The sequence below is a fragment of the Streptomyces sp. NBC_01689 genome, assembly GCF_036250675.1.
Taxonomy (GTDB): domain Bacteria; phylum Actinomycetota; class Actinomycetes; order Streptomycetales; family Streptomycetaceae; genus Streptomyces.
Window position 1 is genome coordinate 6,040,931 of sequence record NZ_CP109592.1, and the last position, 24,305, is coordinate 6,065,235.

Here is a 24,305-nt window from a genome sequence, read left to right on the forward strand (position 1 = left end):
TCTTTGCAACCACTTCTTTGGACCTTGATCCCTGGGCCTTGATCCCTGGACCTTGGGCCTTGGCCGCGGGTCCCGGGCCGGCCCGGGACCCGCGGCCCCCGGACGGCTCTCAGCGCTGCTTCACGAACCCCTCCGCCGTCATCCAGTCCAGGGCCACCTCGTGCGGGTCCTGGCCCTCCACGTCCACCTTGGCGTTCAACTCCTGCGCCACCGTGTTGTCCAGTTTCTTCGTCACCGGGTCGAGGACCCGGGCGATCGCCGGATACTTCTTCAGCGCCTTGGAGTTGATGGCGGGCGCCGCGTTGTAGTTGGGGAAGAAGTTCTTGTCGTCCGCCATTACGACCAGCTTCATCGACCGGATGCGGCCGTCCGTCGTGAAGACCTCCCCGTAGGTGCAACTCCCCTTCGCCACCTGGGTGTAGATGATCCCGGTGTCCATCTGCGTGATGTTCTTCGCGGGCACGCTCATCCCGTACGCCTTCTCCATGCCCGGCAGCCCATCGGCCCGGTTGGCGAACTCGCTCTCCACGCAGAGCGTGACCGCGCGGGGGTCCTTCCTGGACAGCGCGGCCACGTCGGAGAGTGTCTTCGTGCGGTACTTCTCGAAGTTGGCCCGGTTCATGGCCAGTGCGTAGGTGTTGTCGAGCGCGGACGCGGGCAGCCAGGTGATCCCGTTCCGCAGATCGGCGTCGCGCACCGCCCGCCACTGCCCGCCGGGATCGGCGATGGGCCTGCTGTTGCCGAGGTACGTGATCCAGGCGGTGCCCGTGTACTCGTACATGCCGTCCGCGTCGCCGCTCTTGACCGCTTCCCGGGCGCCGATCGAACCCTGGATGCCGGTCCGGTCGAGGACGTCCGCGCCGGCCGCCTGGAAGGCGATCCCCATGATCGCGCCGAGGATCAGCTGCTCGGTGAACTCCTTGGACGTCACCGTCAGATGAGCGCCCTTGAGCGGCAGCCCCTGTCCGATGGAGCCGGGTCCGACGTCGTCGACCATCGGGGAGCCGCTGGTCAGACCGCAGCCGGAGAGCAGGACCAGCACGCCCGCCAGCGTCGCGCACGGACCCCTGCGCCTCATGATCCGGGCTCCAGTCCCCGCGGCCGCAGCAGCAGTTCGACCAGCGAGGCCAGCCAGTCCACGAGCAGCGCGAGCGTCACGGTGAGGACCGAACCGAGCACCAGGACCGGCATCCGCTGGTTGGTGATCCCGGTGGTGATCAGCACACCGAGGCCGCCGCCCCCGCCGAAGGTGGCCAGCGTGGCCGTGCCGACGTTCAGGACCAGGGCCGTACGGACACCCGCCAGGATCAGCGGGACGGCCAGCGGCAGTTCGATCCGCGACAGGACCCCCATCGGGGACATGCCGATACCGCGCGCGGCCTCCAGGAGGGTCGGATCGTTGGCCTTCAGGCCCGCGATCGTGTTGGAGAGGACCGGCAGGATCGCGTAGACGGTGATGCCGATCAGGGCCGCCTTCTGGCCGGTGCCGAGCCAGATGACCAGCAGCGCCAGCAGACCGATCGCCGGAGTGGCCTGGCCCATGTTGGCGAAGGCCATGGCGATGGGCGTCGCCCTGCGGAACATCCGGCGGGTGAGCAGGACCCCCAGCGGGATCGCGATGACCAGCACGAAGAAGGTCGAGATCACGGTCAGTTCGATCTGCTGCCACAGGGCCTTCGGCACCTGCCCGTTCGACAGCGCGTTCCTGGAGATGGGATCGAGGGTGGCCTGCTGGAACCAGAGCCAGGTGGCCAGCAGCACGGCCGCCAGCACCGCCGGCAGGACCGTCAGCTTGGGCCAGGTGATCCGCCGCCGCGGCGCGGGCGGCGGGGGAACCGGCTCCCGCTCGTCCGGGAGGCCGGCGTCCTCGGGGAGGTCCTCGCCGTCGGCGAACGCGCCGTCGTCCCGGAACGCGAGCCCCTCGACCTCGTGCGCGCCCGCGCGCCGGCGCCAGGGCGGGTAGTTCCTCATGCCTTCGCCTCCCCGCCCGGTCCCTCCTGCTCGAAGTGGGTCTGCTGGGCGCGCGCGTCCTCCAGCTCGTGCTGGTGCTCCATCGCCTCCAGCCGGTCCTCCTCCAGCAGTTCGTGCACGGAGTTCATCAGCGTCTCCATGTCGACGACACCGATGTACTCACCGCGCCGCCCGGTCACCGCGACCCGGCCGGTGTTGTCGGTGAGCACCGCCTCCAGCGCGTCCCGCAGGGTGGCGTCCCGGGTCACCGTGTCGTGCACCAGCGTGCCCGCCCGGGCAAGCGAGCCCTTGGCCCGCATCAGGTCCCCGCGCCGCAGCCACTTGTAGGGGCGGCGCCGTCTGTCGAGCAGCAGGATCTCGTTGGTCCCGCTGCTCCGGAGCTTGTTGAAGATCTCCTGGAGCCGGTCGTCGACCGTGACCGTCGGATAGTCGGTGATCTCCACGTCCCGCACCCGGGTGAGGTTGAGCCGCTTGAGCGCCGCGCCCGCGCCCACGAACCCCGACACGAAGTCGTCGGCGGGATTGGTGAGGATCGCCTCCGGGGTGTCGAACTGCGCGATGTGCGACCGCTCGCGCAGGACCGCGATGCGGTCGCCCAGCTTGATCGCCTCGTCGAAGTCGTGCGTGACGAAGACGATCGTCTTGTGCAGCTCGCGCTGGAGCCGGATCAGCTCGTCCTGGAGATGGTCGCGGGTGATCGGGTCCACGGCGCCGAAGGGCTCGTCCATGAGCAGGACGGGCGGGTCGGCGGCCAGCGCCCGGGCCACGCCCACCCGCTGCTGCTGACCGCCGGAGAGCTGCCGCGGATAGCGGCCCTGGAACTCACCCGGGTCGAGGCCGACCAGGTCCAGCATCTCCTCGACCCGCGCCCTGATCCGCGTCTTCGGCCAGCCGACCATCTTCGGCACCAGGGCGATGTTCTGGGCGACCGTCATGTGCGGGAAGAGCCCGGACGACTGGATCGCGTACCCGATCCTGCGGCGCAGCTTCACCGGGTCCATGTCGGTGACGTCCTCGCCGCCGATGCGGATACGGCCGCCGGTCGGTTCGATCAGCCGGTTGATCATCTTGAGGGTGGTGGACTTGCCGCACCCGGACGGACCGACGAAGACGACCAGCTCACCCGCCTTGATCTCCATGTTGACGCTGTCCACGGCCGGGTCACGGCTGCCGGGGTAGCGCTTGGTGAGGTGCTCCAGCTCGATGGTGGCGCCGGTCGTGGAGGTGTGCGCGACAGCGGCGGCATGGCGGTCCCGCCCGTCCTCGGCCGTCTCAGCCACGGATCCCCCTCGGGATGGTCAGCCGCCCGATGAGCACGTACGCGGCGTCGAACAGCAACGCGAGGATGACGATCCCGACCGTGCCCGCGAGCACCTGGTTGAGCGCGTTCCTGCTGCCCAGGGACCCGATGCCGCGGAAGATCTCGTTGCCGAGGCCCGGCCCGGAGGCGTAGGCCGCGATCGCCGCGATGCCCATCAGCATCTGGGTGGAGACCCGGACGCCGGTGAGGATCGGCGGCCAGGCGAGCGGCAGTTCCACCCTGAGCAGCCGGGCGGCCCGCGACATGCCGATGCCCTTCGCGGCGTCCACCAGCGCCGGGTCGACCCCGCGCAGGCCCACGATCGAGTTGCGGACGACCGGCAGCAGCCCGTACAGCGTCAGCGCGATCACGGTGGGCGGGACGCCCAGCCCCACCACCGGGATCAGCAGGCCGATCATGGCGAGGGAGGGGACGGTCAGGACGGTGGAGGTGGTGGTCGTGGCGAGGCCGCCCGCCCAGTCGCTGCGGTAGGTGACCACCCCGAGCACCACACCGGCGAGCGTGGCGACGACCATGCACTGGAAGACCACGCTGGCGTGCTGGTACGCGTCCATGAGCAACTGCTGGTGGCGGCTGCTCAGGTACTCCCAGAAGTTCACGCCGCCTCACCCCGTCGTCGGTCAGTGCTCGGCAGCCGCCTGTTCCACCAGCGGGATGATCCGCAGCGGTACGGCGTTCTCCATGACGATCGCCGTGGAGGCCCGGACGATGCCATCAAAACCGACGACCCGGTCGATCACACGCTGGAGATCGGCGTTCGAGCGGGCCACCAGCCGGCACAGCATGTCCCCGCTGCCGGTGGTCGTGTGCAGCTCCAGCACCTCCGGGACGGTCGCCAAGTGGGCCCGTACGTCGGGTCCTTGACCCTGTCGGATCTCCAGCGTCGCGAACGCCGTCACGGGGTATCCGAGCGCGGCGGGATCGACCTGCGGGCCGAATCCCCTGATGACTCCATTCGACTGAAGGCGGTCCAGCCGGGCCTGCACCGTGCCGCGCGCGACCCCCAGCCGCCGGGACATCTCCAGGACCCCGATCCGCGGCTCACGCGCCAGCAGCACGATGAGCCGGCCGTCCAGGTGATCGATCGCCACGCCCGCCTCCGCAGTGGTCATCATGTACAGACCGCCCGCTGTTCCGGGCGGATCGCTGAACACATTGCCCAGTCGATACGCAAACTATTGCGCACCTTGTGGAAGGGAGAGAGCCTGCGGCCATGTCCCTCATCGACGCGAACCCTGACCAGACTCCCGACACCGCCCGGCAGGCCGATCCCTTCCCGGTCAAGGGAATGGACGCCGTCGTCTTCGCCGTGGGCAACGCCAAGCAGGCCGCGCACTACTACTCCACCGCGTTCGGCATGCGGCTGGTCGCCTACTCCGGACCGGAGAACGGCAGCCGCGAGACGGCGTCGTACGTCCTGGAGAACGGCTCCGCGCGCTTCGTCCTCACCTCCGTGATCAAGCCCGCCACCCCGTGGGGTCACTTCCTGGCCGAGCACGTGGCGGCGCACGGCGACGGGGTCGTGGACCTCGCCATCGAGGTCCCGGACGCGCGCGCCGCGTTCGCGTACGCCGTCGAGCACGGCGCCCGCCCGGTCACCGAGCCGTACGAGCTGAAGGACGAGCACGGCGTCGTCGTGCTGGCCGCGATCGCCACGTACGGCGAGACCCGGCACACCCTCGTCGAGCGGACCGGCTACGACGGCCCCTACCTGCCCGGGTACGCGGCCGCCGCGCCGATGGTCGAGCCCCCCGCCCAGCGCACCTTCCAGGCCGTCGACCACTGTGTCGGCAACGTCGAGCTCGGCCGCATGAACGAGTGGGTCGGCTTCTACAACAAGGTCATGGGCTTCACGAACATGAAGGAGTTCGTGGGCGACGACATCGCGACCGAGTACAGCGCCCTGATGTCGAAGGTCGTCGCGGACGGCACGCTCAAGGTCAAGTTCCCGATCAACGAGCCCGCCGTGGCCAAGAAGAAGTCGCAGATCGACGAGTACCTGGAGTTCTACGGCGGCGCGGGGGTCCAGCACATCGCGCTGAACACCAACGACATCGTCCAGACCGTACGGACCATGAGCGCGGCCGGGGTCCAGTTCCTCGACACGCCCGACTCGTACTACGACACCCTCGGCGAGTGGGTCGGCGACACCCGGGTCCCCGTGGACACCCTGCGCGAACTCAAGATCCTCGCCGACCGCGACGAGGACGGCTATCTGCTGCAGATCTTCACCAAGCCGGTCCAGGACCGGCCGACCGTCTTCTTCGAGATCATCGAGCGGCACGGTTCGATGGGCTTCGGCAAGGGCAACTTCAAGGCCCTCTTCGAGGCGATCGAGCGCGAGCAGGAGAGGCGCGGCAACCTGTGACCGGGGCGGCCGCCCACCACGGCGGCCGCTGACCACCGGCCCGGCGCGCCCCGCCGTACCGCCCGCGGATCGCGCGGGGGTGCCATGGCGGGGCGCGGACGTCGGGCCCACGGGCCCGCGCCGACCGGCGCCCGTGGCCGGGCAGGCCCGTAGGCCCGATGGCGCGGAGGTGCCCGGTGGCGCGGACCTGCCCGGTGGCCCGAGGCCCGGTGGCCCGGGCCCCCGGGAGCACAGCCGGTGCTGAGCCCGGACGGCTCGGACGGCCCGTAGGGGCCAGGGGGCACGGGTCAGGTCGCCGGAGCAGGCGCGGGCGCAGGTGACGGGCCGGGCCCGATCGGGGCGAGGACGGACGGGCTCGGCGGGGCCGCCGCGGGCGGGGCCGCCGCGGGCGGGGCCGCCGCGGGCGGGGCCGGTGAGGGGCGGACGGGCTCCGGGACCTCCGGTTCGGGGAACGCCGGGTCCTCCATCAGCTCGCTCGGGAACGACGAGGGCGCCGTGGACGGCTCGCCCAGCGCGTCCAGCGTCCGGCGGGCCAGGGGGGCGAACACGGGGGAGAAGTACGGATTGATCCGGAGGGACTCCGCCAGATGCCGGCGCGCGGCCCCCGTCAGCTCCAGCGCGCGTTCGATCTGCCCCCGGTGATAGACGTACAGCGCGCTGCGCACCCCGCCGCCGTGCTCCTTGTCCGTGGCCCGCGCCGCGAACGTCAGCGCCTCCTTGTCCTTCCCCGCCCGGTGCAGGGCCCACCCCAGCGCGTCCGCGACGCCGATGCCCGGCTGCCGTTTCCACTCCGCGCGCAGCCGCCGCACCGCCTCGGCCGCGTCCCCGTGGTCCGCCTCGAACAGCCCGAGGAGCGGCGCGTCGTCGACACCCCCCGCGGTCTCCGCGCGCGCCCGCGCCCGCACCAGACCGAACTGCGCCCGGGCCGCCGCGTCGAGGCCCTGCGCCTGGTACAGCTCGCCCAGCTCCAGCGCGTACCCCGGCGCGGGCCGCCCCGCGAACGCCGCCTGGTACGCGCTCACCGCCTCCGGCACCCGCCCGAGTGCCGCCAGCGCACGACCGCGCCCGGCGAGCGCGGCGGGCTCGGCCCGGTCGGCGCGCAGCGCGGCCTCGTAGGTGCGCAGCGCCGCCTCGCGGTCCCCGCGCTCGAACGCCAGCCCGCCGGCCTCCGTCAGCCAGGCCGCCCGCTCGGTCGGCGTCGCCGCGCCCGCCGCGGCGTCCGAGAGCGCCGCCAGCGCGTCCTCGCGCCAGCCCCGGTCCCAGTAGACCTGGGCGGCCCGGGCCCGCACCCGCGGTCCGGTGTGCAGCGACTGCAGCTTCTCCAGCGCCTTGCGGCTCGCCTTGTAGTCGCCGAGGCCCCGGCTGGAGTCGATCAGCAGCGGATACGTCGTCCACTGCCCGGGCGCCAGCTTCCGCGCCTTCTCGCCCCACTCGCGGCCCTTGCGGAAGTCGCCGCGGGTGTTGGCGAGTGCGGCCATCCCCTGCAGCGCGGCCAGGTTCTCCGCCGGCCCGGTCGTCAGCGAGGTGCGCAGGGCCCGCTCGGCCCTCGGGAAGTAACCGGGTGTGGCGGTCCGCCGTCCCTGCTCCGCATAGGCCGTCCCGAGCATCGCCCAGGACCGCGCGTCCCGTGGATGGGTGCGCAGATACGCCTCACGGTCACCGACGAGCGCCGTCAGGTCCCGCAGCGACAGGGGCATCCCGGCGGCCGCCGCCGTCATCGCCCCGGCCACCGGGCCCGGAGCGGGCGGTGTCGGGACGAATCCGCCGGAGGGCAGCAGGACCATCGCCCCGGCGAAGACGGCGCATCCCGCGACCGCGCCGATCAGCGTGCGCCGGGCGCCACGGGAGCGGCGCCGCCCCGACGGCTTCCGGGACTCCGGCCCGGCGGGGATCCGTCCGCGCTCTTCGATCTCCATGCCGCTCACCATGCGCCCGCACGGGGACCGCGGCCCGGCACACGAAGGGTGCGGCAGACGGGGTTCACACCGATGGCCCCGAGTGCGACGCTGTGATCATGAGCCGTATCGAAGCCCCGCGCGACGACGCCACCGGCACCCTCGTCGACCGTCTCCTGGCGGGCCTGCCGAGCGAGGCGGTCCTCACCGACCCGGACGTCACGGTCTCGTACGCCAACGACATGGCGAGCTTCTGCGAGGCCGGCACACCCGCCGTCGTCGTCCTGCCGCGCACCGTCGAAGAGGTCCAGCACGTCATGCGCACCGCGACCGACCTGCGGGTCCCGGTCGTCCCGCAGGGCGCCAGAACCGGTCTGTCCGGCGCCGCGAACGCCTCGGACGGCTGCATCGTGCTCTCCCTGGTGAAGATGGACCGCATCCTGGAGATCAGTCCCGTCGACCGCATCGCCGTCGTCGAGCCCGGCGTCGTCAACGCGACGCTCTCGCGCGCGGTCGGCGAACACGGTCTGTACTACCCGCCGGACCCCTCCAGCTGGGAGATGTGCACGATCGGCGGCAACATCGGCACCGCCTCCGGCGGGCTGTGCTGCGTGAAGTACGGGGTCACCGCCGAGTACGTCCTCGGGCTGGACGTGGTGCTCGCCGACGGACGGCTGATGAGCACCGGACGCCGCACCGCGAAGGGGGTCGCCGGCTACGACCTCACCCGGCTCCTCGTCGGATCGGAGGGCTCGCTCGGCATCGTCGTACGGGCGGTGCTGGCCCTGAAGCCCCAGCCGCCCCGGCAGCTGGTGCTGGCCGCCGAGTTCGGGTCGGCGCGGGCCGCCTGCGACGCCGTCTGCCGGATCATGGAGGGCGGCCATGTGCCCTCCCTCCTGGAGCTGATGGACCGCACGACGGTCAAGGCGGTCAACGCGCTGGCGCACATGGGCCTGCCGGAGACGACCGAGGCGCTCCTCCTCGCCGCCTTCGACACCCACGACCCGGCGGCCGACCTCGCCGCCGTGGGCGCCCTGTGCGAGGCCGCCGGAGCCACCCAGGTGGTACCGGCGGAGGACACCGCGGAGTCCGAACTCCTCCTGCAGGCACGCAGGTTGTCCCTCACGGCGCTCGAAGCGGTCAAGGGCACCACGATGATCGACGACGTGTGCGTGCCGCGCTCCCGGCTCGGTGACATGCTCGACGGCATCGAACGCGTCGCGGAGAAGTACGCCCTGACGATCGGCGTCTGCGCGCACGCGGGCGACGGCAACACCCACCCCACCGTCTGCTTCGACGCCACCGACCCCGACGAGTCCCGGCGCGCCCGCGAGTCCTTCGACGAGATCATGGCCCTCGGTCTGGAACTCGGCGGCACGATCACCGGCGAGCACGGGGTCGGTGTCCTGAAGAAGGAGTGGCTGGCGCGCGAGATCGGTCCGGTCGGGCTGGAGATGCAGCGCGCCGTCAAGGCCGCGTTCGACCCGCTCGGGATCCTCAACCCGGGCAAGGTGTTCTAGGCCGGACCCAGGGCCGGTCGCGGCGGCGCGTCCGGCCGGGCGCGGGGGCGCGGGAGTGCCCGCGCGCCGGTCCACCTGCCTCCCTCACCTCACTCGCCGCCGTCCGACTCGTCCGAGGGCCACGGGTCACGCAGCCACAACTCGTCGGCCGACGGCGGCCCCGGCTGGTCCTGGAGGTCCCCGCACTCCCGCGCGGCGGCCGGACGCGGGGGAGAGGCCGAGAACCTCGGGGAGGGCGCGAGCAGCTCCGCGAGTCCGTCGTCGAGGCCGAGCTGCTCGCCCTCGGTCCCCGGCGGAACCGCCCGCAGGGTGCGTTCCAGCCAGGCGGACACGTGGACGGCCGGCGCCTCCAGCAGCGCGTCGCCGTCGGGTGAGGTCAGCGCCATCAGCACGACACCGCGTCCCCCGACCTTCGTCGGCCACACCCGCACGTCGCCGTGCCCGCACGGCCGGAACACCCCCTCGACGAGCAGCTCGCGGGCGAAGGTCCAGCTGACCGGATGATCCGTGCCGACATGGAAGGTGATGTGGACGGCGTACGGGTCGTCCGAGCGGTAACCGAGCCGGGCCGGTACGGGGATGCTGCGCTCGGGGGACAGGACGAGGTGCAGTTCGAGTTCGCGTTCCACCACGGTGTGCATGTCGGTGCGCTTCCCTTCGTCTACGGGCCTCCGGAGCGGGTCCGTACGAGTGGAGAGCGCGGCGGCGCGGAACCATTACGCGGGTTCGGCGAAATCTTTTGGCGGGGGTGCCGGGACGGGATTTCCGGGCGGTGACCGGAAGTGGCGGATCCTTGCCCGAAAGAGGTGGGTACCGCGGGAGCGCCGCTGACGGGGGCGTCGGTCTGATAGATGTGGAGCCCCCAGAAGACCCCCGAGCAGATACGGGACGACGGACATGAGCGCCCCAACCCCGGCCCCCGGTGACGACAGGCCCCGTGAAGGGTATTACCCGGACCCCTCCATTCCTGGATATGTCCGGTACTGGAACGGCGCTGCCTGGGTGCCGGGCACGAGCCGTCCCGCGCCGTCCGACGGCGTGCCGCTCGTCCCGCCGCCCGGTACGCGTCCGGCGCCTCCCGTACCCGCTCCGGCACCGGCGCCCACCGAGGAGACGGGACCGCACTTCTTCGACGAGGACCCCGGGCCGGTCGCCGAGCCCCGGCGGGTGACCCCGGCCGAGGCGCAGCACGGCAGCAGGCCCGAGCCCGCGACCGCGTGGGGCGCCGACCGCTCCCGGCAGTCCGGCTTCGGCGGCGACCAGGACCGCCGGGTCTCCTGGGGGACGCCCCAGGGCGCCGACCCGCGTCTGCCGCGCACGGCCGAGCCCGCCGAGGGGATCCGCCCGCCCGGCGGCGAGACCCCGCACACGGACGGCATCACGACGCTTCCGCCCACGGAACCGGCGGACGGCTCGCAACCCCCGGCGCCCGACGGCACCTTCGTCTTCCGCCGCCGGTCCGCGGGCGGCCCCGGCACGGCCGCGCCGGACGGCGCCCGGTTCGCCGGCCCCGGGCAGCAGGCGGCCACGGGACCCTCCACGCCCACCGGCACCCCGGGCACCCAGGAACCCGTCCCCTCCGAGGGCACCATGACCTTCCGCGCGCGCTCCCCGCGCACGGGGCAGCAGGACGGGGCGCTCGGCGGGAGCACGGCGCCGGCGGGCGGCACACCCGGGGCGGCCACGCCCGAGGACGGCTCGGCCGCGGGCCCCGGCAGCGGCTTCGGCGCCGGGCAGGCCGCCGCCCAGGCGGCGAAGGCCACCGCGGCCCCGCAGCCGCCGGCCCCGGCCGTCCCCCAGCAGTCCACCGGCCCCGCCGACACGCCGCTGTCGAGCGGCGCCGGTGGCGGACAGCCCTCGTGGGCCCAGCAGGTGCACCGGCTCGCGGGTGACGACGGGCCCGCCGCGCCCTGGAAACCGCCGGTCGACGACGTGTTCCAGGCCGCCGCCCGCCGCCACTCGGCGGCCCGGCCCGCGGCACTGGGCAGACGGCTGGTGGCCAGAGCGGTCGACACCGCGGTGCTGGCCACCGTCACCGCCGTGGCCGCCGTGCCCCTGGGCACCAAGGCGATCGACCACATCAACGGCAAGATCGACGCGGCCGAACGGTCCGGGCAGACCGTGACCGTGTGGCTGCTGGACGGCACGACCGCGGGCTACCTGGGCGTCTGTCTCGCGGTCCTGTTCCTCTTCGGCGTGGTCTACGACGCTCTGCCCACCGCGCGCTGGGGCCGCACCCTCGGCAAGAAGCTGTGCGGGATCGAGGTCCGGGACATCGAGGGCCACGAACCCCCGGCCTTCGGCGCCGCGCTGCGCCGCTGGCTCGTCTACAGCGTCCCCGGCGTGCTGGGCGTCGGTGTCGTGGGCGTCGTGTGGTGCCTGTTCGACCGGCCCTGGCGGCAGTGCTGGCACGACAAGGCGGCCCACACGTTCGTGGCGGCCCGGCCGCCGTCCGCCTGAGACGGCTCCGCGGGGCCGGACACCCGGCTCCGCGGTACCCCGGACGGCCGCTCGCGGGATGCGGAGCCGGGGGGTTCGCGGTCGACTCGGGCCATGAGCAGCGAACCGCCGCGCCCCGGCTCCGGACAGCCACCGGAGGAAGACCCGTTCGAGAAGCAGCCCCCGCCGGCTGAGGGCGGCGGCTCCCCGGACGACGGCGCCTCGCCCCCTTCGGGATCGCCCTACGACCGCCCGCATAACAACGGCACGCCGCCGTACGGGAGTCAGCCCCCGCCCTACGGCGGTCAGCAGCCCCCGCCCCCCGGCGGTGGTCCCCACGGCCCGGGCGCGGGCGGTCCGTACGGTGGCGGTGGCGGTGGCCCGTACGGTACGGGCGGCGGCGATCCCTACGGCGCAGGCGGCCCCTACGGCGGCGACCCGCTGGAGGGCATGCCGCCGCTCGCCGACAGCGGCAAGCGGGTGCTGGCGAGGATTCTCGACATGATCCTCGTGGGCATCGTGGTGTGGCTGCTGTCCTGGGCGTTCGGGGTCACCGAGTACAACGTGAACGCCGACCGTGTCGAGTACGGCAAGGGCCTCGGGCAGTCCGTGATCGCGGCGGTGCTCTACACCGGCTACGACACCGTCCTGATCCGCAGGTCGGGACAGACCCTCGGGATGAAGCTGCTGCGCATGCGGGTGGCCGACCTGGACAACGGCGCCACGCCCTCCACACAGACCTCGCTGATCCGCGCGCTGGTGCTGTGGATCCCGTTCGCGTTCTGCTGCGCGTGCATCTGGACCGCGATCGCGGGCGGCTGGAGCTTCTTCGACAAGCCCTACAAACAGGGGCTGCACGACAAGGCGGCCAAGACGGTGGTGGTCTCCACCGGCTGACACACGCGATCAGCCGCACTCCGGGAGGAGACGGCTGACCGGGACGGCGGGTCCGCGCTGCGGGGCCCGCCGTTCGTGCGTGGGGTCACGGACCCGCCGGTTCGTGAACGGGCTCGGACGACCGGGAGACGGACACGGCGACGGACGCGGTCTCGCGCCGCACCGGAACCGGTGCCGGGACGGCGGGGGCCGCGGCGGCGGACGGCGCGCGCTTCGGCAGCGGAACCGTTACCGCGACGAGCAGTCCGAGAGCGAGTGCCGAGAGGGTGATCACCGCGATCCCCAGGCCCGAACTCGTCTGAGACAGCAGCAGCATGGCGAGCGTCGAGAAGATCACGGTGCAGGAACCGTAGGCGAGCTGTGCGGCGGTCGGACGAGGCATGGCGATTCCTCGGGGTGGGGGTACTCCCCCCGTGCCTCTCGAGATGGGGGAGGATGCGGACAACAACGGGGCTGGAGCTGTGTGTTCGGGTGGTGCGGCGAGCCGGACGGAGCGCCGAGCCCGGGTGGAGCGCCGGGCTCGGGTGGAGCGGTGAATCGTGCGGCGACAACGCTGTCGGCCTGCCAGTCCCCGGCCGTTCCGAGTTGCGCCAATCGACTCTATTCGCCTGCATGCCCGACTGGAACGCCCGGTAAGCGTGACCTAACCCACGGTGCCGGTGCACAGGGGGCGCACGGAGTCATCACGTCCAGCAAGTGGACGTGTCGACGCGCCCGTTGGGGGCACTTCGGGCGGTTCGGATACCGAACGGGCGACCCTGCATAGTGCAGTTGACTTGTGCAAGTCAAGATCTGTCTTTTCTTTGGTAACTCCGGTCAAATGTCGTCACTTGATACGCGTAGACGCGCGCGGACCTCCATGTCACCGGGATCCCCCCATCCGCGCGGACGGACGCGGGGGAGGATTTCAAGTGACCAGCAGACCATGGACGTTCAGAGCGGCCGCGGTGGGCGTGGCCCTCGCGGCGGCTACCGCCACGTTCTCGACGTTCGCCGTTGCGCAGGCCGACAGTGCGTCGTCGGCGACGGTGGAGCGCCACGACCCGCAGCCGGCCAGGAACAAGGTCGACCACGACCTCGACGGCCCGCTCAGCAAGACCCAGGAAGCACAGCGCAAAGAAGCCCTGGACCAGGTCATATCCGGCGACGCCAAGGTGCAGGACCGCAACGGTTCGCACGTCGTCCAGCTCAAGGGCAAGAACAAGGGCAGGAGCAAGTACGTCGAGCTCGGCCGCGAGAAGACCGACCGGATCTTCACGATCCTCGTCGAGTTCGGCGACCAGGTCGACAGCCGCTACGGCGGCACGCCCGGTCCGCTGCACAACAAGATAGCCGCGCCCGACCGTGCCAAGGACAACAGCACGGCCTGGCAGGCGGACTACAACCAGAAGCACTTCCAGGACCTGTACTTCGGCACCGGCAAGAACAGCGAGTCGCTGAAGAAGTACTACGAGAAGCAGTCCTCAGGCCGCTACTCGGTCGACGGTGAGGTCACCGACTGGGTCAAGGTCCCCTACAACGAGGCCCGTTACGGCTCCAACGACGCGCCGACCGGCGCCTGGTACGCGGTCCAGGACGGCGTCACCGCCTGGGTCGCCGACCAGAAGGCGGCCGGCAAGTCCGACGCCGACATCAAGGCGGACCTCGCCCAGTACGACCAGTGGGACCGCTACGACTACGACGGCGACGGCAACTTCAACGAGCCGGACGGCTACATCGACCACTTCCAGATCGTGCACGCCGGTGAGGACGAGTCCGCGGGCGGCGGTGCGCAGGGCGAGGACGCGATCTGGGCCCACCGCTGGTACGCGTTCGGCACCGACGCGGGCGCGACCGGGCCGGTCGGCAACAAGCTCGGCGGCACCGCGATCGGTGACACCGGCATCTGGGTCGGCGACTACACCATCCAGCCGGAGAACGGCGGACTCGGCGTCTACGCCCACGAGTACGGCCACGACCTCGGCCTCCCGGACGAGTACGACACCTCCGGCGGCGGCGAGAACGGCACCGGTTTCTGGACGCTGATGTCGGCCGGATCCTGGCTCGGCACCGGCAAGAACGCCATCGGTGACCTGCCCGGCGACATGAACGCGTGGGACAAGCTGCAGCTCGGCTGGCTGGACTACGGCCGGGCCAAGGCCGGCGTGACCTCCGAGCACAAGCTGGGTGTCGCCGAGTACAACACCAAGGACCGGCAGGCCCTCGTGGTCTCGCTGCCCGACAAGGAAGTCACCACCACCGTCGTCACCCCGGCGCAGGGCGCCACCCAGTGGTGGAGCGGCAGCGGCAACGACCTCAAGAACACGCTGACCCGCTCGGTCGACCTCACCGGCAGGTCCGCGGCCACGCTGACGCTCGACGGCTGGTACGACATCGAGCAGGACTACGACTACCTCTACACCGAGGTGTCCACCGACGGCGGCGCCAACTGGACCGCCCTCGACGGCACGGTGGACGGTGCCGCGATCCCGCGCGACGGCAGCGGCAAGCCCGCGCTGACCGGCTCCGTGGACGCGTACAAGAAGCTGTCCTTCCCGCTCGACGCCTACGCCGGCAAGAAGATCGACCTGCGCTTCCGCTACCAGAGCGACGGCGGCGTGGCGTTGAAGGGCTTCACCGCCGACGAGATCACCGTGACCGCGGACGGCGCGACGCTCTTCTCCGACAACGCGGAGAGCGCGGACGCCGCGTGGAAGGCGAACGGCTTCTCCCGGATCGGCGCGTCCTTCTCCGACGACTACGCGCAGTACTACATCGCGGAGAACCGCCAGTACGTCTCGTACGACAAGACACTCAAGGTCGGCCCGTACAACTTCGGCTTCTCGACGACGCGTCCGGACTGGGTCGAGCACTACCCGTACCAGAACGGTCTGCTGATCTGGAAGTGGGACACCTCGCAGGCGGACAACAACACCAGCGCCCACCCGGGCGTGGGTCTGATCCTGCCGGTGGACGCGCACGCGAAGGCCCTGAAGTGGACCGACGGGACGATCCTCCGGAACAAGATCCAGACCTTCGACTCGACGTTCAGCACCTACCCGACGGACGCGCTCAAGCTCCACAACGCCGACGTCGCGCTGAAGATCAAGTCGCAGAAGGGGGTCTCCGTCTTCGACGACGGCCGGAACTCCTACTACGACTCGGCGAACCCCACGGGCGGTGTCAAGATCACTGACACCAACACCAAGATCAGGATCGTGAAGGAGCCCAAGGACGGCTCGACGATCACGGTCCTCGTGGGCCGCTCGGCGAAGTAAGTTACGTTTTAGCAGGTCAGAGCATGATCGGCCGTGACCCCCTGGCGGGTTGCGGCCGATCGTGTTTAGGTGCGTCCTGTGGATTTCTTATTGACACATGGACGCACTGGGGTGTGACTGCATGGCCACAGGAGGTTTCTGCAAGCTGCCCAACGGCAGCGTGGTGGTGGCGCTGAACCTGCCCAGCCCGCCCGGCTCCGCGCTGGGCCGGGTGCGCTTCCTGGTGCTCGCCCAGAACCGGGCGCGCGCCCTGACCCGCCTGCGCAACCTGGGCCTGCGCGCCGTGTACCTCAGCGGCAACGGGGCTCCGCCCACCCCGGACGAGATCACCGCCGTGCTGCACCATCCGGACGGCCTGATATGGCGCACGGCCCCCGACACCGGCGTCGCGTGCGCCGTCCCGTCCCAGGAGCTCTGGCACCCGATCCGAGCGCTCCTGAGACGCCCGGCCGCGCAGCCGTGAGCCACCCGCGCGGCGCCGCGGCCGTGAGACCCGGCCGCTCGCGGCAGGGGGGAGCACCTGACCGTGGGACGTCCGGTCCCGCGGACACGACCTAGACGACCGGCTTGCCGGTCAGCTCGACGCCCGCTCCCCGCATCTCCTCCAGCGCCCGCTCCGTGGTCGCCTCGGACACCCCGGCCGTGAGGTCGAGCAGCACCTGGGTACGGAAACCGCCCCGCGCCGCGTCCAGCGCGGTGGCACGCACACAGTGGTCGGTCGCGATGCCCACCACGTCCACCTCGTCGATCTCGCGGGCCCGCAGCCAGTCGCCCAGCGAGACCCCGTTCTCGTCCGCGCCCTCGAACCCGCTGTAGGCGCCCGAGTACGCGCCCTTGTCGAAGACCGCGTCGATCGCGCCGGAGGCGACCACCGGGGCGAAGTTCGGGTGGAACCCGACCCCCTCCGTGCCGGCCACGCAGTGCGCGGGCCAGGAGTGGACGTAGTCGGGGTTGTCGGCGAAGTGGCCGCCGGGGGCGATGTGCAGGTCACGGGTGGCGACGACATGCCGGTACCCGGCGGGCGCCTGCCCGATCAGCTCGGTGATGGCGGCGGCCACGTCGGCGCCCCCGGCCACCGCGAGGCTGCCTCCCTCGCAGAAGTCGTTCTGCACGTCTACGACGATCAAGGCGCGGCGCATGGTCGGTGTCCTTCGACTGTGGGTTCGGTGGAGGGATGCGGGCCCGGCCTGTCGGGCCCGCCTGGAGACTTCACGTGCGGCGCGGGAGGGGTCGGACCACTGCGGGCGGCCCCGACGGCTGTGCTCGTGCGTGCTGCCGTTGCATTCCCGCTGACCGCCCGTTCATTCGTGTTTGCCCGGGGGCGGCCGAAGAAGACCGGCCGCCGCCACGGCGTTGCCCGCGCGCACCCCGGCGCACCCCGGGCGTATCGGTCCCGTCCGGGGCGGCGGAGCCCGGACGGGGTTCGGCCGCGGCCCGGCGCGGACGCCTTGTCGACGCGCGCGTAGTCCTTCTCCGACGTACGGCGGGGCGGCCCTCAGACGTACTCCGTGGGAATCACCGCTTCCCCGCGTGACAGCTGGGTCGCCGAGAGCGGCAGCCGGGCGCGGGCCGCGGCATGCCGGTCGCGGGCCGCGTCGAGGGGCTCCCGGGAGACGACCTGGCCGCCCTTGACCAGCTCGACCAGGAGCTGCTGGTCGACGAGGTCGGCGGGCACCGGCCCGGTCCCGAGCACCTCGGCCTCGGCGAACCCGCGCTCGTCGCGCCGCCGGGCCGCCCACTTGCGGCCGCCGACGGAGGTCTTGCCCCCGGTCGACCTCTTGGCCACGGGCACCAGCGGAGCCTTCGGGTCCGCCGACTCGGCACGCGCGACCAGTTTGTAGACCATCGAGCAGGTGGGGTGGCCGGAGCCCGTCACCAGCTGGGTGCCGACGCCGTACGCGTCCACCGGCGCCGCCGCCAGCGAGGCGATCGCGTACTCGTCCAGGTCCGAGGTCACGACGATCCTGGTCGCGGTCGCCCCCAGCTCGTCCAGCTGCTGCCGCACCCGGTGCGCGACCAGCAGCAGGTCCCCGGAGTCGATGCGGACCGCCCCGAGCTCGGGTCCGGCGATCTCGACGGCCGTGCGCACGGCCTCGGCGACGTCGTAGGTGTCCACGAGCAGCGTGGTGCCCCGGCCGAGCGAGTCCACCTGGGCCTGGAAGGCGTCCCGCTCGTGGTCGTGCAGGAGGGTGAAGGCGTGTGCGGAGGTGCCCACGGTCGGGATGCCGTAGCGGAATCCGGCCGCCAGGTCGGAGGTGGTCGTGAACCCGCCGACGTACGCGGCCCGCGAGGCGCCGACCGCGGCCAGTTCATGGGTGCGCCGGGCGCCCATCTCGATCAGCGGGCGTCCGCCGGCGGCGGAGGACATCCGGGAGGCGGCGGCCGCGATCGCCGAGTCGTGGTTGAGGATCGACAGGACCACGGTCTCCAGGAGCACGCACTCGGCGAAGGACCCCTCGACCCGCAGGACGGGCGAGCCCGGGAAGTACACCTCGCCCTCGGGATAGCCCCAGATGTCCCCGCGGAAGCGGTAGGAGGCGAGCCATTCCAGGGTCGGCTCGTCCACGATGGCCCGCTCGCGCAGGAAGCCGAGGACGTCGGCGTCGAACCGGAAGTTCTCGACGGCGTCGAGGACCCGCCCGGTGCCCGCCACGACGCCGTAGCGGCGGCCCTCGGGCAGCCGCCGGGTGAAGACCTCGAAGACCGAGCGCCGCTCGGCGGTCCCGCCCGCCAGCGCGGCCTGCAGCATCGTCAGCTCGTACTGGTCGGTGAAGAGTGCCGTCGAGGGCACGTCCACCGGCAGTCCGAGGTCCGCTGGGTTCACTGCGCTCTCCTCGCACTCATCGCTCCGGCTCCCCCGGCACGCGCCGGGGCGCCGGGGGCCGTCCCCCGGAATCGCCGCACAGCACGGGATCGTACCCCCATCTCGTCACTCTGACGATTTATGGGTCCGGTTTGCGGGGCCCGTTTGTGCGGGCACCACCTTGTGGTGGCAGCATGGGCCGTGTGACGGCTCCCGCACCCCTAGAGACCGAAAAGACCGAGTCGGCGGAGGAGGTCTTCGCCGTGCCCGAGCCGGACGTTCCCTGGGTCACGATCGTGCACAACGACCCGGTCAACCTCATGAGCTACGTGACCTATGTCTTCCAGACGTACTTCGGGTACACCAAGGACAAGGCCACCAAGCTGATGCTCGACGTCCACCACAAGGGCCGGGCCGTCGTCTCCAGCGGGACGCGCGAGGAGATGGAGCGCGACGTGCAGGCGATGCACGGCTACGGTCTGTGGGCCACCCTCCAGCAGGACCGGAAGTAACCGGACCGACCGGACCACCGAACAGCCCGAACCCGCGAGCAGGACCGGAAGTAGCGAACTCACTCCATGCCAGGACACTTCGAACCGCTCCCCGGCGGCGGCGCGGCCGTCGCGCTCGACGAGGTCGAGATCTCCATCATCCGCTCCCTCGCCGTACAGCTCCTGGAGCTCATCGGTCCCGGCCCCGCGGAGGACGCCCCCGACGACCCGCTCGCGGAGCTGTTCGCGGAAGGGCCCAGTGAGCCGCCCTCCGACCCGGTGCTCAAGCGCCTCTTCCCGGACGCCTACGGCGGACCCGACGTCGAGGCATCCTCGCCGGAGCAGGCCGAGGAGCAGCGGGCGTACTCCTCCGAGTTCCGCCGCTTCACCGAGAACGACCTGCGTGCGGGCAAGCGTGAGAACGCCCTCGTGGTGATCCGCTGCCTCGACGCGCTCACCACGGCCGGCGACGGCGGCGCGGTCCTCAAGCTCTCCGTCCCGGAGTCCGAGTCCTGGCTGCGCGCGCTCAACGACCTGCGGCTGGCCATCGGCGCCCGGCTGGATGTCGTCGACGAGGAGGACACCGATCTCCTCTACCGCCTGCCCGACGAGGACCCGCGCAAGCCGATGGTGATGGCCTATCTCTGGCTGGGCGGTCTCCAGGAGACGCTCGTCGAGACCCTCATGTCCTGATCCCTCCGCATTTCGGCGTCCGCTCAGAGGACGCTCAAATCCGGATAACGATCGCGTCACCGTTGCGGCCTGCTATGCAGTGCTCTGTTCTCTTTGTCCGCTTCTCCCTGTGGTGTGCACAACACGCGCCGCCCGCCCCGCTCGTTGCGGTCGTGATAAATCTTCACGACCGCCCGACAGGACACCACCCACGTCCGGTCGGGTGCGCCACCGAGCCGGCGGATCGCCGGCCAGGCACACGCTCCATCAATCCGGGGGGATCGGAACCCGATCCGAAGCCAGGGGGACTGGCTCGGAACGGAATGGAGAAAGGCGCACCACACATGACCTCACCGCAGGTCGACAGGACCGACGAGCCGCACGCGAGCCGGACCGCAGCCGGCGACGCCCCCGGAGAGGGGTACGAGCGCGGGCTCGGCAGCCGGCAGGTCCAGATGATCGCGATCGGCGGCGCCATCGGTGTCGGACTCTTCCTGGGTGCCGGGGCGAACATCGCCAAGGCCGGCCCCAGCCTCATCCTCATGTACGCCCTGGCCGGCGTGATCATCTTCTTCATCATGCGGGCGCTCGGCGAGCTTCTCCTCTACCGCCCGGTCTCGGGGTCCTTCGCGGAGTACTCCCGCGAGTTCCTCGGCCCGTTCTTCGGCTACTTCACCGGCTGGACGTACTGGCTGATGTGGGTGGTCACCGGCATGGCCGAGCTGACCGCCGCCGCGATCTACGTCCACTACTGGTTCCCGGCCGTCCCCCAATGGGTGACCGCACTGGTGTTCCTGGTCGTCCTCTTCGTGGCGAACCTGATCTCGGTGAAGCTCTTCGGCGAGATCGAGTTCTGGTTCTCGATGGTCAAGGTCACCGCGCTGATCGGCATGATCGTGATCGGCCTCGGCGTGCTCACCTTCGGCTTCAGCTCCGCCGGCGACACCGCCTCCGTCGCCAACCTCTGGCAGTTCGACGGCTTCTTCCCCAAGGGCATCGGCTCCTCCCTGATGACCCTGCAGGGCGTCATGTTCGCCTACCTCGCCGTCGAGCTCGTCGGCGTCACCGCGGGCGAGTCCGAGAACCCCGAGAAGACGCTCCCCAAGGCCATCAACACCCTCCCGTGGCGGATCGCCCTCTTCTACGTCGGCGCGCTCACGGTCATCCTCTGCGTCGTGAAGTGGACGGAGTTCGCCCCCGGGGTGAGCCCCTTCGTGGAAGCCTTCGCGAAGATCGGCATCCCGGCCGGCGCGGGTATCGTCAACTTCGTCGTGCTCACCGCCGCCCTCTCCTCCTGCAACTCCGGCATGTACTCCACGGGCCGCATGCTGCGCACCCTCGCCGACAACGGCGAGGCGCCCAGGGTCTTCAACCGGCTCTCCTCGACCAAGACCCCGGCCTTCGGCATCACGGTCTCCGTGCTCTTCATGGGCATCGGCGTGGTCCTGAACTACATCGTCCCGGAGAAGGCCTTCGGCTACGTCACCTCGGTGGCCACCGCGGCCGGCATCTGGACCTGGCTGATGATCCTGGTCAGCCACATCCTCTACCGCCGCGCGGTCGACGCCGGACGCCTGCCGGCCTCGTCCTTCCCGGCCCCGGGCGGCGCGAAGTGCAGCTGGGTCGCGGTCGCGTTCCTGCTCTTCGTCACGGGCCTGATCGCCTACGACGCGGACTCCCGCATCTGCCTCTACGTGATGGCCGTCTGGGCCGCCGCGCTGGCCGTGGGCTGGGCCGTCCTCAAGACGCGCAACCCCGAGGTCACCGAGCGCCGCGAGCCCACCCTCGAGAAGACCGGCTGACCCCCGAGGACGTCCGGCCCCCACGGGCCGCCGCTCGGACGTCCGGCATACGGGCCGCTCCGTACCAGCCTTCGGTACGGGGCGGCCCTCTGCTTATCCTGGCCGACATGCTGACCATCACTCAGTCCCTCGTCGACCAGATCGTCGCGCACGCGCGCCAGGACCACCCCGACGAGGCGTGCGGCGTCGTCGCGGGCCCGGCCGGCACGGGCCGCCCCGAGCGCTTCCTCCCCATGCTCAACGCCGCCCGTTCGCCCACCTTCTACGAGTTCGACTCGGGCGACCTGCTGAAGCTCTACCGCGAGATGGACGACCGCGACGAGGAGCCGGTGATCATCTACCACTCCCACACCGCGACCGAGGCGTACCCCTCCCGCACCGACATCTCCTACGCCAACGAGCCCGGCGCGCACTACGTCCTGGTCTCGACCGCGGACACCGACGACGCGGGTCCCTTCCAGTTCCGCTCCTACCGGATCCTGGAGGGCGAGGTGACGGAGGAGGAGGTCAAGGTCGTAGAGGCCTACTGATCTCACTCTTCGGCCCGAAAATGTCCGGATCGCGAGATCACACTCGGGGATACCGGGCGGGAATCGATACGATGAGCCCATGGTTTCCCAGGACGTGAGCGAGAAGACGCCGGGCATGCTGCTCGTGGCGCGGCTGCACGTCGATCTGTGCAGGCTGCAGAGCGCCATCTGTATGCGCTGATCCTGCCGCCGCCGTACGGCCGTGAGTCATCGGGGCCACCGCCCCGAGCGAAGCCGAGGGCTTCGGGGATCCGCAACCGGCGTACCCCATGCTTTTCCGCGCTGCCGCGCGCCCACCGACCGACTTCCTTCCGACAGGAGCCCGAACCCATGGCCATCGAGGTCCGCATCCCCACCATCCTCCGTACCTACACCGGCGGCGAGAAGGCCGTCGAGGGCGGCGGGGAGACCCTCGCCGAGCTCTTCGCCGACCTCGAGACCCGGCACGCGGGCATCCAGGCCCGCATCGTCGACGACGGCCAGCTGCGCCGCTTCGTCAACGTCTACCTCAACGACGAGGACGTCCGCTTCCTCGACGGCATCAACACGAAGCTCGCCGACGGCGACAACGTGACGATCCTGCCGGCCGTGGCCGGCGGCATGGCCTGATCGGCCGCTGATCACTCATGCGCTACGACTCCCCGCTCGCCGCGGTGGGCAACACCCCTCTGGTGCGCCTGCCGCGGCTCTCGCCGTCCGCGGACGTCCGCGTCTGGGCGAAGCTGGAGGACCGCAACCCGACCGGCTCGGTCAAGGACCGGCCCGCGCTGCACATGATCGAACAGGCGGAGAAGGACGGCCGCCTCACGCCCGGCTGCACCATCCTGGAACCGACGTCGGGCAACACGGGCATCTCGCTGGCGATGGCGGCGAAGCTCAAGGGCTACCGCATGGTGTGCGTGATGCCCGAGAACACCTCCCAGGAACGGCGTGAACTGCTCGGGATGTGGGGCGCCGAGATCATCCCCAGCCCGGCCGCCGGCGGCTCCAACACCGCCGTGCGCGTCGCGAAGGAACTCGCGGCCGAGCACCCCGACTGGGTGATGCTGTACCAGTACGGGAACCCCGACAACGCGGGCGCGCACTACGCGACGACCGGGCCGGAGATCCTCGCCGACCTGCCCTCCGTCACCCACTTCGTGGCGGGCCTCGGCACCACCGGCACCCTGATGGGCGTCGGGCGCTACCTCCGGGAGAACAAGCCGGACGTGAAGATCGTCGCCGCGGAGCCGCGCTACGACGACCTGGTGTACGGGCTGCGCAACCTCGACGAGGGCTTCGTGCCCGAGCTGTACGACGCGTCCGTGCTGACCACCCGGTTCTCGGTCGGCTCCGCCGACGCGGTGACCCGCACCCGGGAGCTGCTCCAGCAGGAGGGGATCTTCGCGGGGGTCTCCACCGGGGCGGCGCTGCACGCGGCGATCGGGGTCGGGCGCAAGGCGCTGGCCGCGGGGGAGAGCGCGGACATCGTCTTCGTCGTGGCCGACGGGGGCTGGAAGTACCTGTCGACGGGCGTGTACACCGCCGCGACGACGGAGGAGGCCATCGCCACGCTCCAGGGGCAGCTCTGGGCGTAGGGGTAGGGGTGCACCCGGCCCTTTTCCGGCCCCCTCCGGCCTTGAGGGCCTTGTCCTCAAGCGCCGGACGGGCTGATGGTGCGAGCCCGCGCCGGAGATCTCCAGCCCGTCCGGCGTTTGAGGACGAGCCCTTCGGGCGACGCGGGGGTCCAGGGGGCGCAGCCCCTTGGCGGGGTCTGGGGCGGAGACCCGGGGGCAGGGGCGAGGACCGTCAGCCGGCGAGGTGGCGGACCTGGTCCCACAGGACCGGGTCGACCACGCCGACTCGCCGCCGGAACTCCCCGACAGCGACCTCGCGCAACTCGTCCGTCTCCAGGAAACTCGGCCGCCCGTGCGCGTCCCCGACCGCCCCCGGCGGCAACGGGATCACCCCGGCCCGCTCGTCGTGGTACTTGCTGGTGATCTTCGCGACGGTCGCCTGTTCCCCCCGCACCATCAGGACCAGACAGGGCCGGTCCTTCCCCCCGTCCATGTCCTCGTAGGGGACGTTCGCCCACCAGATCTCCGCCGGCCGGGGCCGCGTCCCACGGCCCCCGACGAGTCGCCGACCGGGCCGGCCGGGCGGCCGCGTACGGGCGGCGGGCCGGCGCCCGCGGCGCCCCCAGCCGTCCACCAGCGTCGCGACGAGCGCGAGCAGCACCACGGCCGCCAACGCGAGCCACCAGGACGTGTCCATACCAAAGAAGGTACCGGCGCGCACCCCGCCGCGCCCCCCGCCCGCGCGACGCGCCCGTCCCACCTTCGTCCGAGCGTCCATCCGAA

Annotated in this window: 24 protein-coding genes; 13 read left to right on the plus strand and 11 right to left on the minus strand. The window is 71.5% G+C overall.

The features are described from left to right. Positions 1-109 precede the first annotated feature (109 nt). The 5 genes from OG776_RS25720 to OG776_RS25740 are packed head-to-tail and all read right to left on the minus strand — an operon-like array spanning position 110 to position 4,383. Entirely contained in the window at positions 110-1,078 is a 969-nt protein-coding gene (locus tag OG776_RS25720; RefSeq protein WP_148008629.1) for a glycine betaine ABC transporter substrate-binding protein, read from the minus strand. Further along, positions 1,075-1,971: an ABC transporter permease gene (locus OG776_RS25725; protein ID WP_148008628.1), complete on the minus strand. Its 897-nt coding sequence runs from the start codon at positions 1,969-1,971 to the stop codon at positions 1,075-1,077. The genes OG776_RS25720 and OG776_RS25725 overlap by 4 nt, the downstream gene beginning before the upstream one ends. Continuing rightward, positions 1,968-3,251 carry a betaine/proline/choline family ABC transporter ATP-binding protein gene (locus OG776_RS25730; protein ID WP_148008627.1) on the minus strand — a complete coding sequence of 428 codons (1,284 nt, stop codon included), beginning with the start codon at positions 3,249-3,251 and terminating at the stop codon, positions 1,968-1,970. The genes OG776_RS25725 and OG776_RS25730 overlap by 4 nt, the downstream gene beginning before the upstream one ends. Further along, positions 3,244-3,891, minus strand: coding sequence for an ABC transporter permease (locus OG776_RS25735; protein WP_148008626.1), 648 nt, complete (start codon positions 3,889-3,891; stop codon positions 3,244-3,246). The genes OG776_RS25730 and OG776_RS25735 overlap by 8 nt, the downstream gene beginning before the upstream one ends. Positions 3,892-3,912: 21 nt before the next feature. Continuing rightward, positions 3,913-4,383 carry an Lrp/AsnC family transcriptional regulator gene (locus OG776_RS25740; protein WP_187285622.1) on the minus strand — a complete coding sequence of 157 codons (471 nt, stop codon included), beginning with the start codon at positions 4,381-4,383 and terminating at the stop codon, positions 3,913-3,915. A 122-nt stretch (positions 4,384-4,505) separates the two neighbouring features. On the opposite strand from OG776_RS25740, the gene hppD reads away from it, so the two are divergent. After that, positions 4,506-5,660 (plus strand): 4-hydroxyphenylpyruvate dioxygenase, encoded by a 1,155-nt coding sequence (hppD, locus tag OG776_RS25745; RefSeq protein ID WP_148008624.1) that lies wholly within the window; start codon positions 4,506-4,508, stop codon positions 5,658-5,660. Between the two features lie 287 nt (positions 5,661-5,947). Here hppD and OG776_RS25750 read toward each other — a convergent pair whose 3' ends face one another. Then, the gene (locus OG776_RS25750; protein ID WP_329322591.1) at positions 5,948-7,576 is read right to left on the minus strand and encodes a tetratricopeptide repeat protein; all 1,629 of its coding nucleotides are present in this window, start codon (positions 7,574-7,576) and stop codon (positions 5,948-5,950) included. Positions 7,577-7,668: 92 nt separating this feature from the next. Between OG776_RS25750 and OG776_RS25755 the strand changes: the two genes are divergently transcribed. Continuing rightward, on the plus strand, positions 7,669-9,075 hold the full coding sequence (locus OG776_RS25755; protein ID WP_148008623.1) for an FAD-binding oxidoreductase: 1,407 nt from the start codon (positions 7,669-7,671) through the stop codon (positions 9,073-9,075). Positions 9,076-9,164: 89 nt separating this feature from the next. On the opposite strand, the gene OG776_RS25760 is transcribed toward OG776_RS25755, so the two are convergent. After that, on the minus strand, positions 9,165-9,716 hold the full coding sequence (locus OG776_RS25760; RefSeq protein ID WP_148008622.1) for an SsgA family sporulation/cell division regulator: 552 nt from the start codon (positions 9,714-9,716) through the stop codon (positions 9,165-9,167). Positions 9,717-9,972: 256 nt separating this feature from the next. Here OG776_RS25760 and OG776_RS25765 point away from each other — a divergent pair, with 256 nt between their 5' ends. Further along, positions 9,973-11,535, plus strand: coding sequence for an RDD family protein (locus tag OG776_RS25765; RefSeq protein ID WP_329322592.1), 1,563 nt, complete (start codon positions 9,973-9,975; stop codon positions 11,533-11,535). A 93-nt stretch (positions 11,536-11,628) separates the two neighbouring features. Next, positions 11,629-12,411: an RDD family protein gene (locus OG776_RS25770; protein ID WP_148008621.1), complete on the plus strand. Its 783-nt coding sequence runs from the start codon at positions 11,629-11,631 to the stop codon at positions 12,409-12,411. Positions 12,412-12,496: 85 nt separating this feature from the next. On the opposite strand, the gene OG776_RS25775 is transcribed toward OG776_RS25770, so the two are convergent. After that, entirely contained in the window at positions 12,497-12,793 is a 297-nt protein-coding gene (locus tag OG776_RS25775; RefSeq protein ID WP_148008620.1) for a hypothetical protein, read from the minus strand. A 529-nt stretch (positions 12,794-13,322) separates the two neighbouring features. On the opposite strand from OG776_RS25775, the gene OG776_RS25780 reads away from it, so the two are divergent. After that, a complete protein-coding gene (locus tag OG776_RS25780; protein WP_148008619.1) occupies positions 13,323-15,668 on the plus strand; it encodes an immune inhibitor A domain-containing protein in 2,346 nt (781 codons plus the stop codon). 121 nt (positions 15,669-15,789) lie between these two features. Beyond that, positions 15,790-16,131, plus strand: a complete 342-nt coding sequence (locus OG776_RS25785) for a hypothetical protein (protein ID WP_148008618.1) — start codon at positions 15,790-15,792, stop codon at positions 16,129-16,131. Positions 16,132-16,222: 91 nt separating this feature from the next. Here OG776_RS25785 and OG776_RS25790 read toward each other — a convergent pair whose 3' ends face one another. Beyond that, the gene (locus tag OG776_RS25790; protein WP_148008617.1) at positions 16,223-16,807 is read right to left on the minus strand and encodes an isochorismatase family protein; all 585 of its coding nucleotides are present in this window, start codon (positions 16,805-16,807) and stop codon (positions 16,223-16,225) included. Between the two features lie 356 nt (positions 16,808-17,163). Continuing rightward, positions 17,164-18,492, minus strand: a complete 1,329-nt coding sequence (locus OG776_RS25795) for a nicotinate phosphoribosyltransferase (RefSeq protein WP_148008616.1) — start codon at positions 18,490-18,492, stop codon at positions 17,164-17,166. A gap of 173 nt (positions 18,493-18,665) precedes the next feature. Here OG776_RS25795 and clpS point away from each other — a divergent pair, with 173 nt between their 5' ends. The 7 genes from clpS (at position 18,666) to OG776_RS25830 (ending at position 23,543) form a co-directional block, all read left to right on the plus strand. Continuing rightward, positions 18,666-18,983, plus strand: a complete 318-nt coding sequence (gene clpS / locus OG776_RS25800; protein ID WP_148008615.1) for an ATP-dependent Clp protease adapter ClpS — start codon at positions 18,666-18,668, stop codon at positions 18,981-18,983. Positions 18,984-19,049: 66 nt separating this feature from the next. Continuing rightward, positions 19,050-19,655 carry a DUF2017 domain-containing protein gene (locus OG776_RS25805; RefSeq protein WP_148008614.1) on the plus strand — a complete coding sequence of 202 codons (606 nt, stop codon included), beginning with the start codon at positions 19,050-19,052 and terminating at the stop codon, positions 19,653-19,655. 323 nt (positions 19,656-19,978) lie between these two features. After that, positions 19,979-21,436, plus strand: a complete 1,458-nt coding sequence (locus OG776_RS25810) for an amino acid permease (protein ID WP_148008613.1) — start codon at positions 19,979-19,981, stop codon at positions 21,434-21,436. A 107-nt stretch (positions 21,437-21,543) separates the two neighbouring features. Beyond that, on the plus strand, positions 21,544-21,966 hold the full coding sequence (locus tag OG776_RS25815) for a Mov34/MPN/PAD-1 family protein (protein WP_148008612.1): 423 nt from the start codon (positions 21,544-21,546) through the stop codon (positions 21,964-21,966). 79 nt (positions 21,967-22,045) lie between these two features. After that, positions 22,046-22,147 carry a putative leader peptide gene (locus OG776_RS25820; RefSeq protein WP_315986886.1) on the plus strand — a complete coding sequence of 34 codons (102 nt, stop codon included), beginning with the start codon at positions 22,046-22,048 and terminating at the stop codon, positions 22,145-22,147. Between the two features lie 149 nt (positions 22,148-22,296). Next, positions 22,297-22,575 carry a MoaD/ThiS family protein gene (locus OG776_RS25825; protein ID WP_148008611.1) on the plus strand — a complete coding sequence of 93 codons (279 nt, stop codon included), beginning with the start codon at positions 22,297-22,299 and terminating at the stop codon, positions 22,573-22,575. 17 nt (positions 22,576-22,592) lie between these two features. Further along, entirely contained in the window at positions 22,593-23,543 is a 951-nt protein-coding gene (locus OG776_RS25830; RefSeq protein ID WP_148008610.1) for a PLP-dependent cysteine synthase family protein, read from the plus strand. A gap of 211 nt (positions 23,544-23,754) precedes the next feature. Here the strand turns inward: OG776_RS25830 and OG776_RS25835 are convergent, their stop codons facing one another. Continuing rightward, positions 23,755-24,219: a type II toxin-antitoxin system PemK/MazF family toxin gene (locus OG776_RS25835; protein WP_329322593.1), complete on the minus strand. Its 465-nt coding sequence runs from the start codon at positions 24,217-24,219 to the stop codon at positions 23,755-23,757. Positions 24,220-24,305: the final 86 nt, after the last annotated feature.

Excerpts from the sequence above, each read along its gene's own strand:
- OG776_RS25835 (WP_329322593.1), bottom strand. The coding sequence starts at position 24,219 with ATGGACACGTCCTGGTGGCTCGCGTTGGCGGCCGTGGTGCTGCTCGCG.
- OG776_RS25815 (WP_148008612.1), top strand. The coding sequence starts at position 21,544 with ATGCTGACCATCACTCAGTCCCTCGTCGACCAGATCGTCGCGCACGCG.
- OG776_RS25785 (WP_148008618.1), top strand. The coding sequence starts at position 15,790 with ATGGCCACAGGAGGTTTCTGCAAGCTGCCCAACGGCAGCGTGGTGGTG.
- OG776_RS25830 (WP_148008610.1), top strand. The coding sequence starts at position 22,593 with ATGCGCTACGACTCCCCGCTCGCCGCGGTGGGCAACACCCCTCTGGTG.
- OG776_RS25810 (WP_148008613.1), top strand. The coding sequence starts at position 19,979 with ATGACCTCACCGCAGGTCGACAGGACCGACGAGCCGCACGCGAGCCGG.
- hppD (WP_148008624.1), top strand. The coding sequence starts at position 4,506 with ATGTCCCTCATCGACGCGAACCCTGACCAGACTCCCGACACCGCCCGG.
- OG776_RS25775 (WP_148008620.1), bottom strand. The coding sequence starts at position 12,793 with ATGCCTCGTCCGACCGCCGCACAGCTCGCCTACGGTTCCTGCACCGTG.
- OG776_RS25750 (WP_329322591.1), bottom strand. The coding sequence starts at position 7,576 with ATGGAGATCGAAGAGCGCGGACGGATCCCCGCCGGGCCGGAGTCCCGG.
- OG776_RS25720 (WP_148008629.1), bottom strand. The coding sequence starts at position 1,078 with ATGAGGCGCAGGGGTCCGTGCGCGACGCTGGCGGGCGTGCTGGTCCTG.
- OG776_RS25805 (WP_148008614.1), top strand. The coding sequence starts at position 19,050 with ATGCCAGGACACTTCGAACCGCTCCCCGGCGGCGGCGCGGCCGTCGCG.
- clpS (WP_148008615.1), top strand. The coding sequence starts at position 18,666 with ATGGGCCGTGTGACGGCTCCCGCACCCCTAGAGACCGAAAAGACCGAG.
- OG776_RS25770 (WP_148008621.1), top strand. The coding sequence starts at position 11,629 with ATGAGCAGCGAACCGCCGCGCCCCGGCTCCGGACAGCCACCGGAGGAA.
- OG776_RS25825 (WP_148008611.1), top strand. The coding sequence starts at position 22,297 with ATGGCCATCGAGGTCCGCATCCCCACCATCCTCCGTACCTACACCGGC.
- OG776_RS25820 (WP_315986886.1), top strand. The coding sequence starts at position 22,046 with ATGGTTTCCCAGGACGTGAGCGAGAAGACGCCGGGCATGCTGCTCGTG.
- OG776_RS25725 (WP_148008628.1), bottom strand. The coding sequence starts at position 1,971 with ATGAGGAACTACCCGCCCTGGCGCCGGCGCGCGGGCGCGCACGAGGTC.
- OG776_RS25790 (WP_148008617.1), bottom strand. The coding sequence starts at position 16,807 with ATGCGCCGCGCCTTGATCGTCGTAGACGTGCAGAACGACTTCTGCGAG.
- OG776_RS25760 (WP_148008622.1), bottom strand. The coding sequence starts at position 9,716 with ATGCACACCGTGGTGGAACGCGAACTCGAACTGCACCTCGTCCTGTCC.
- OG776_RS25765 (WP_329322592.1), top strand. The coding sequence starts at position 9,973 with ATGAGCGCCCCAACCCCGGCCCCCGGTGACGACAGGCCCCGTGAAGGG.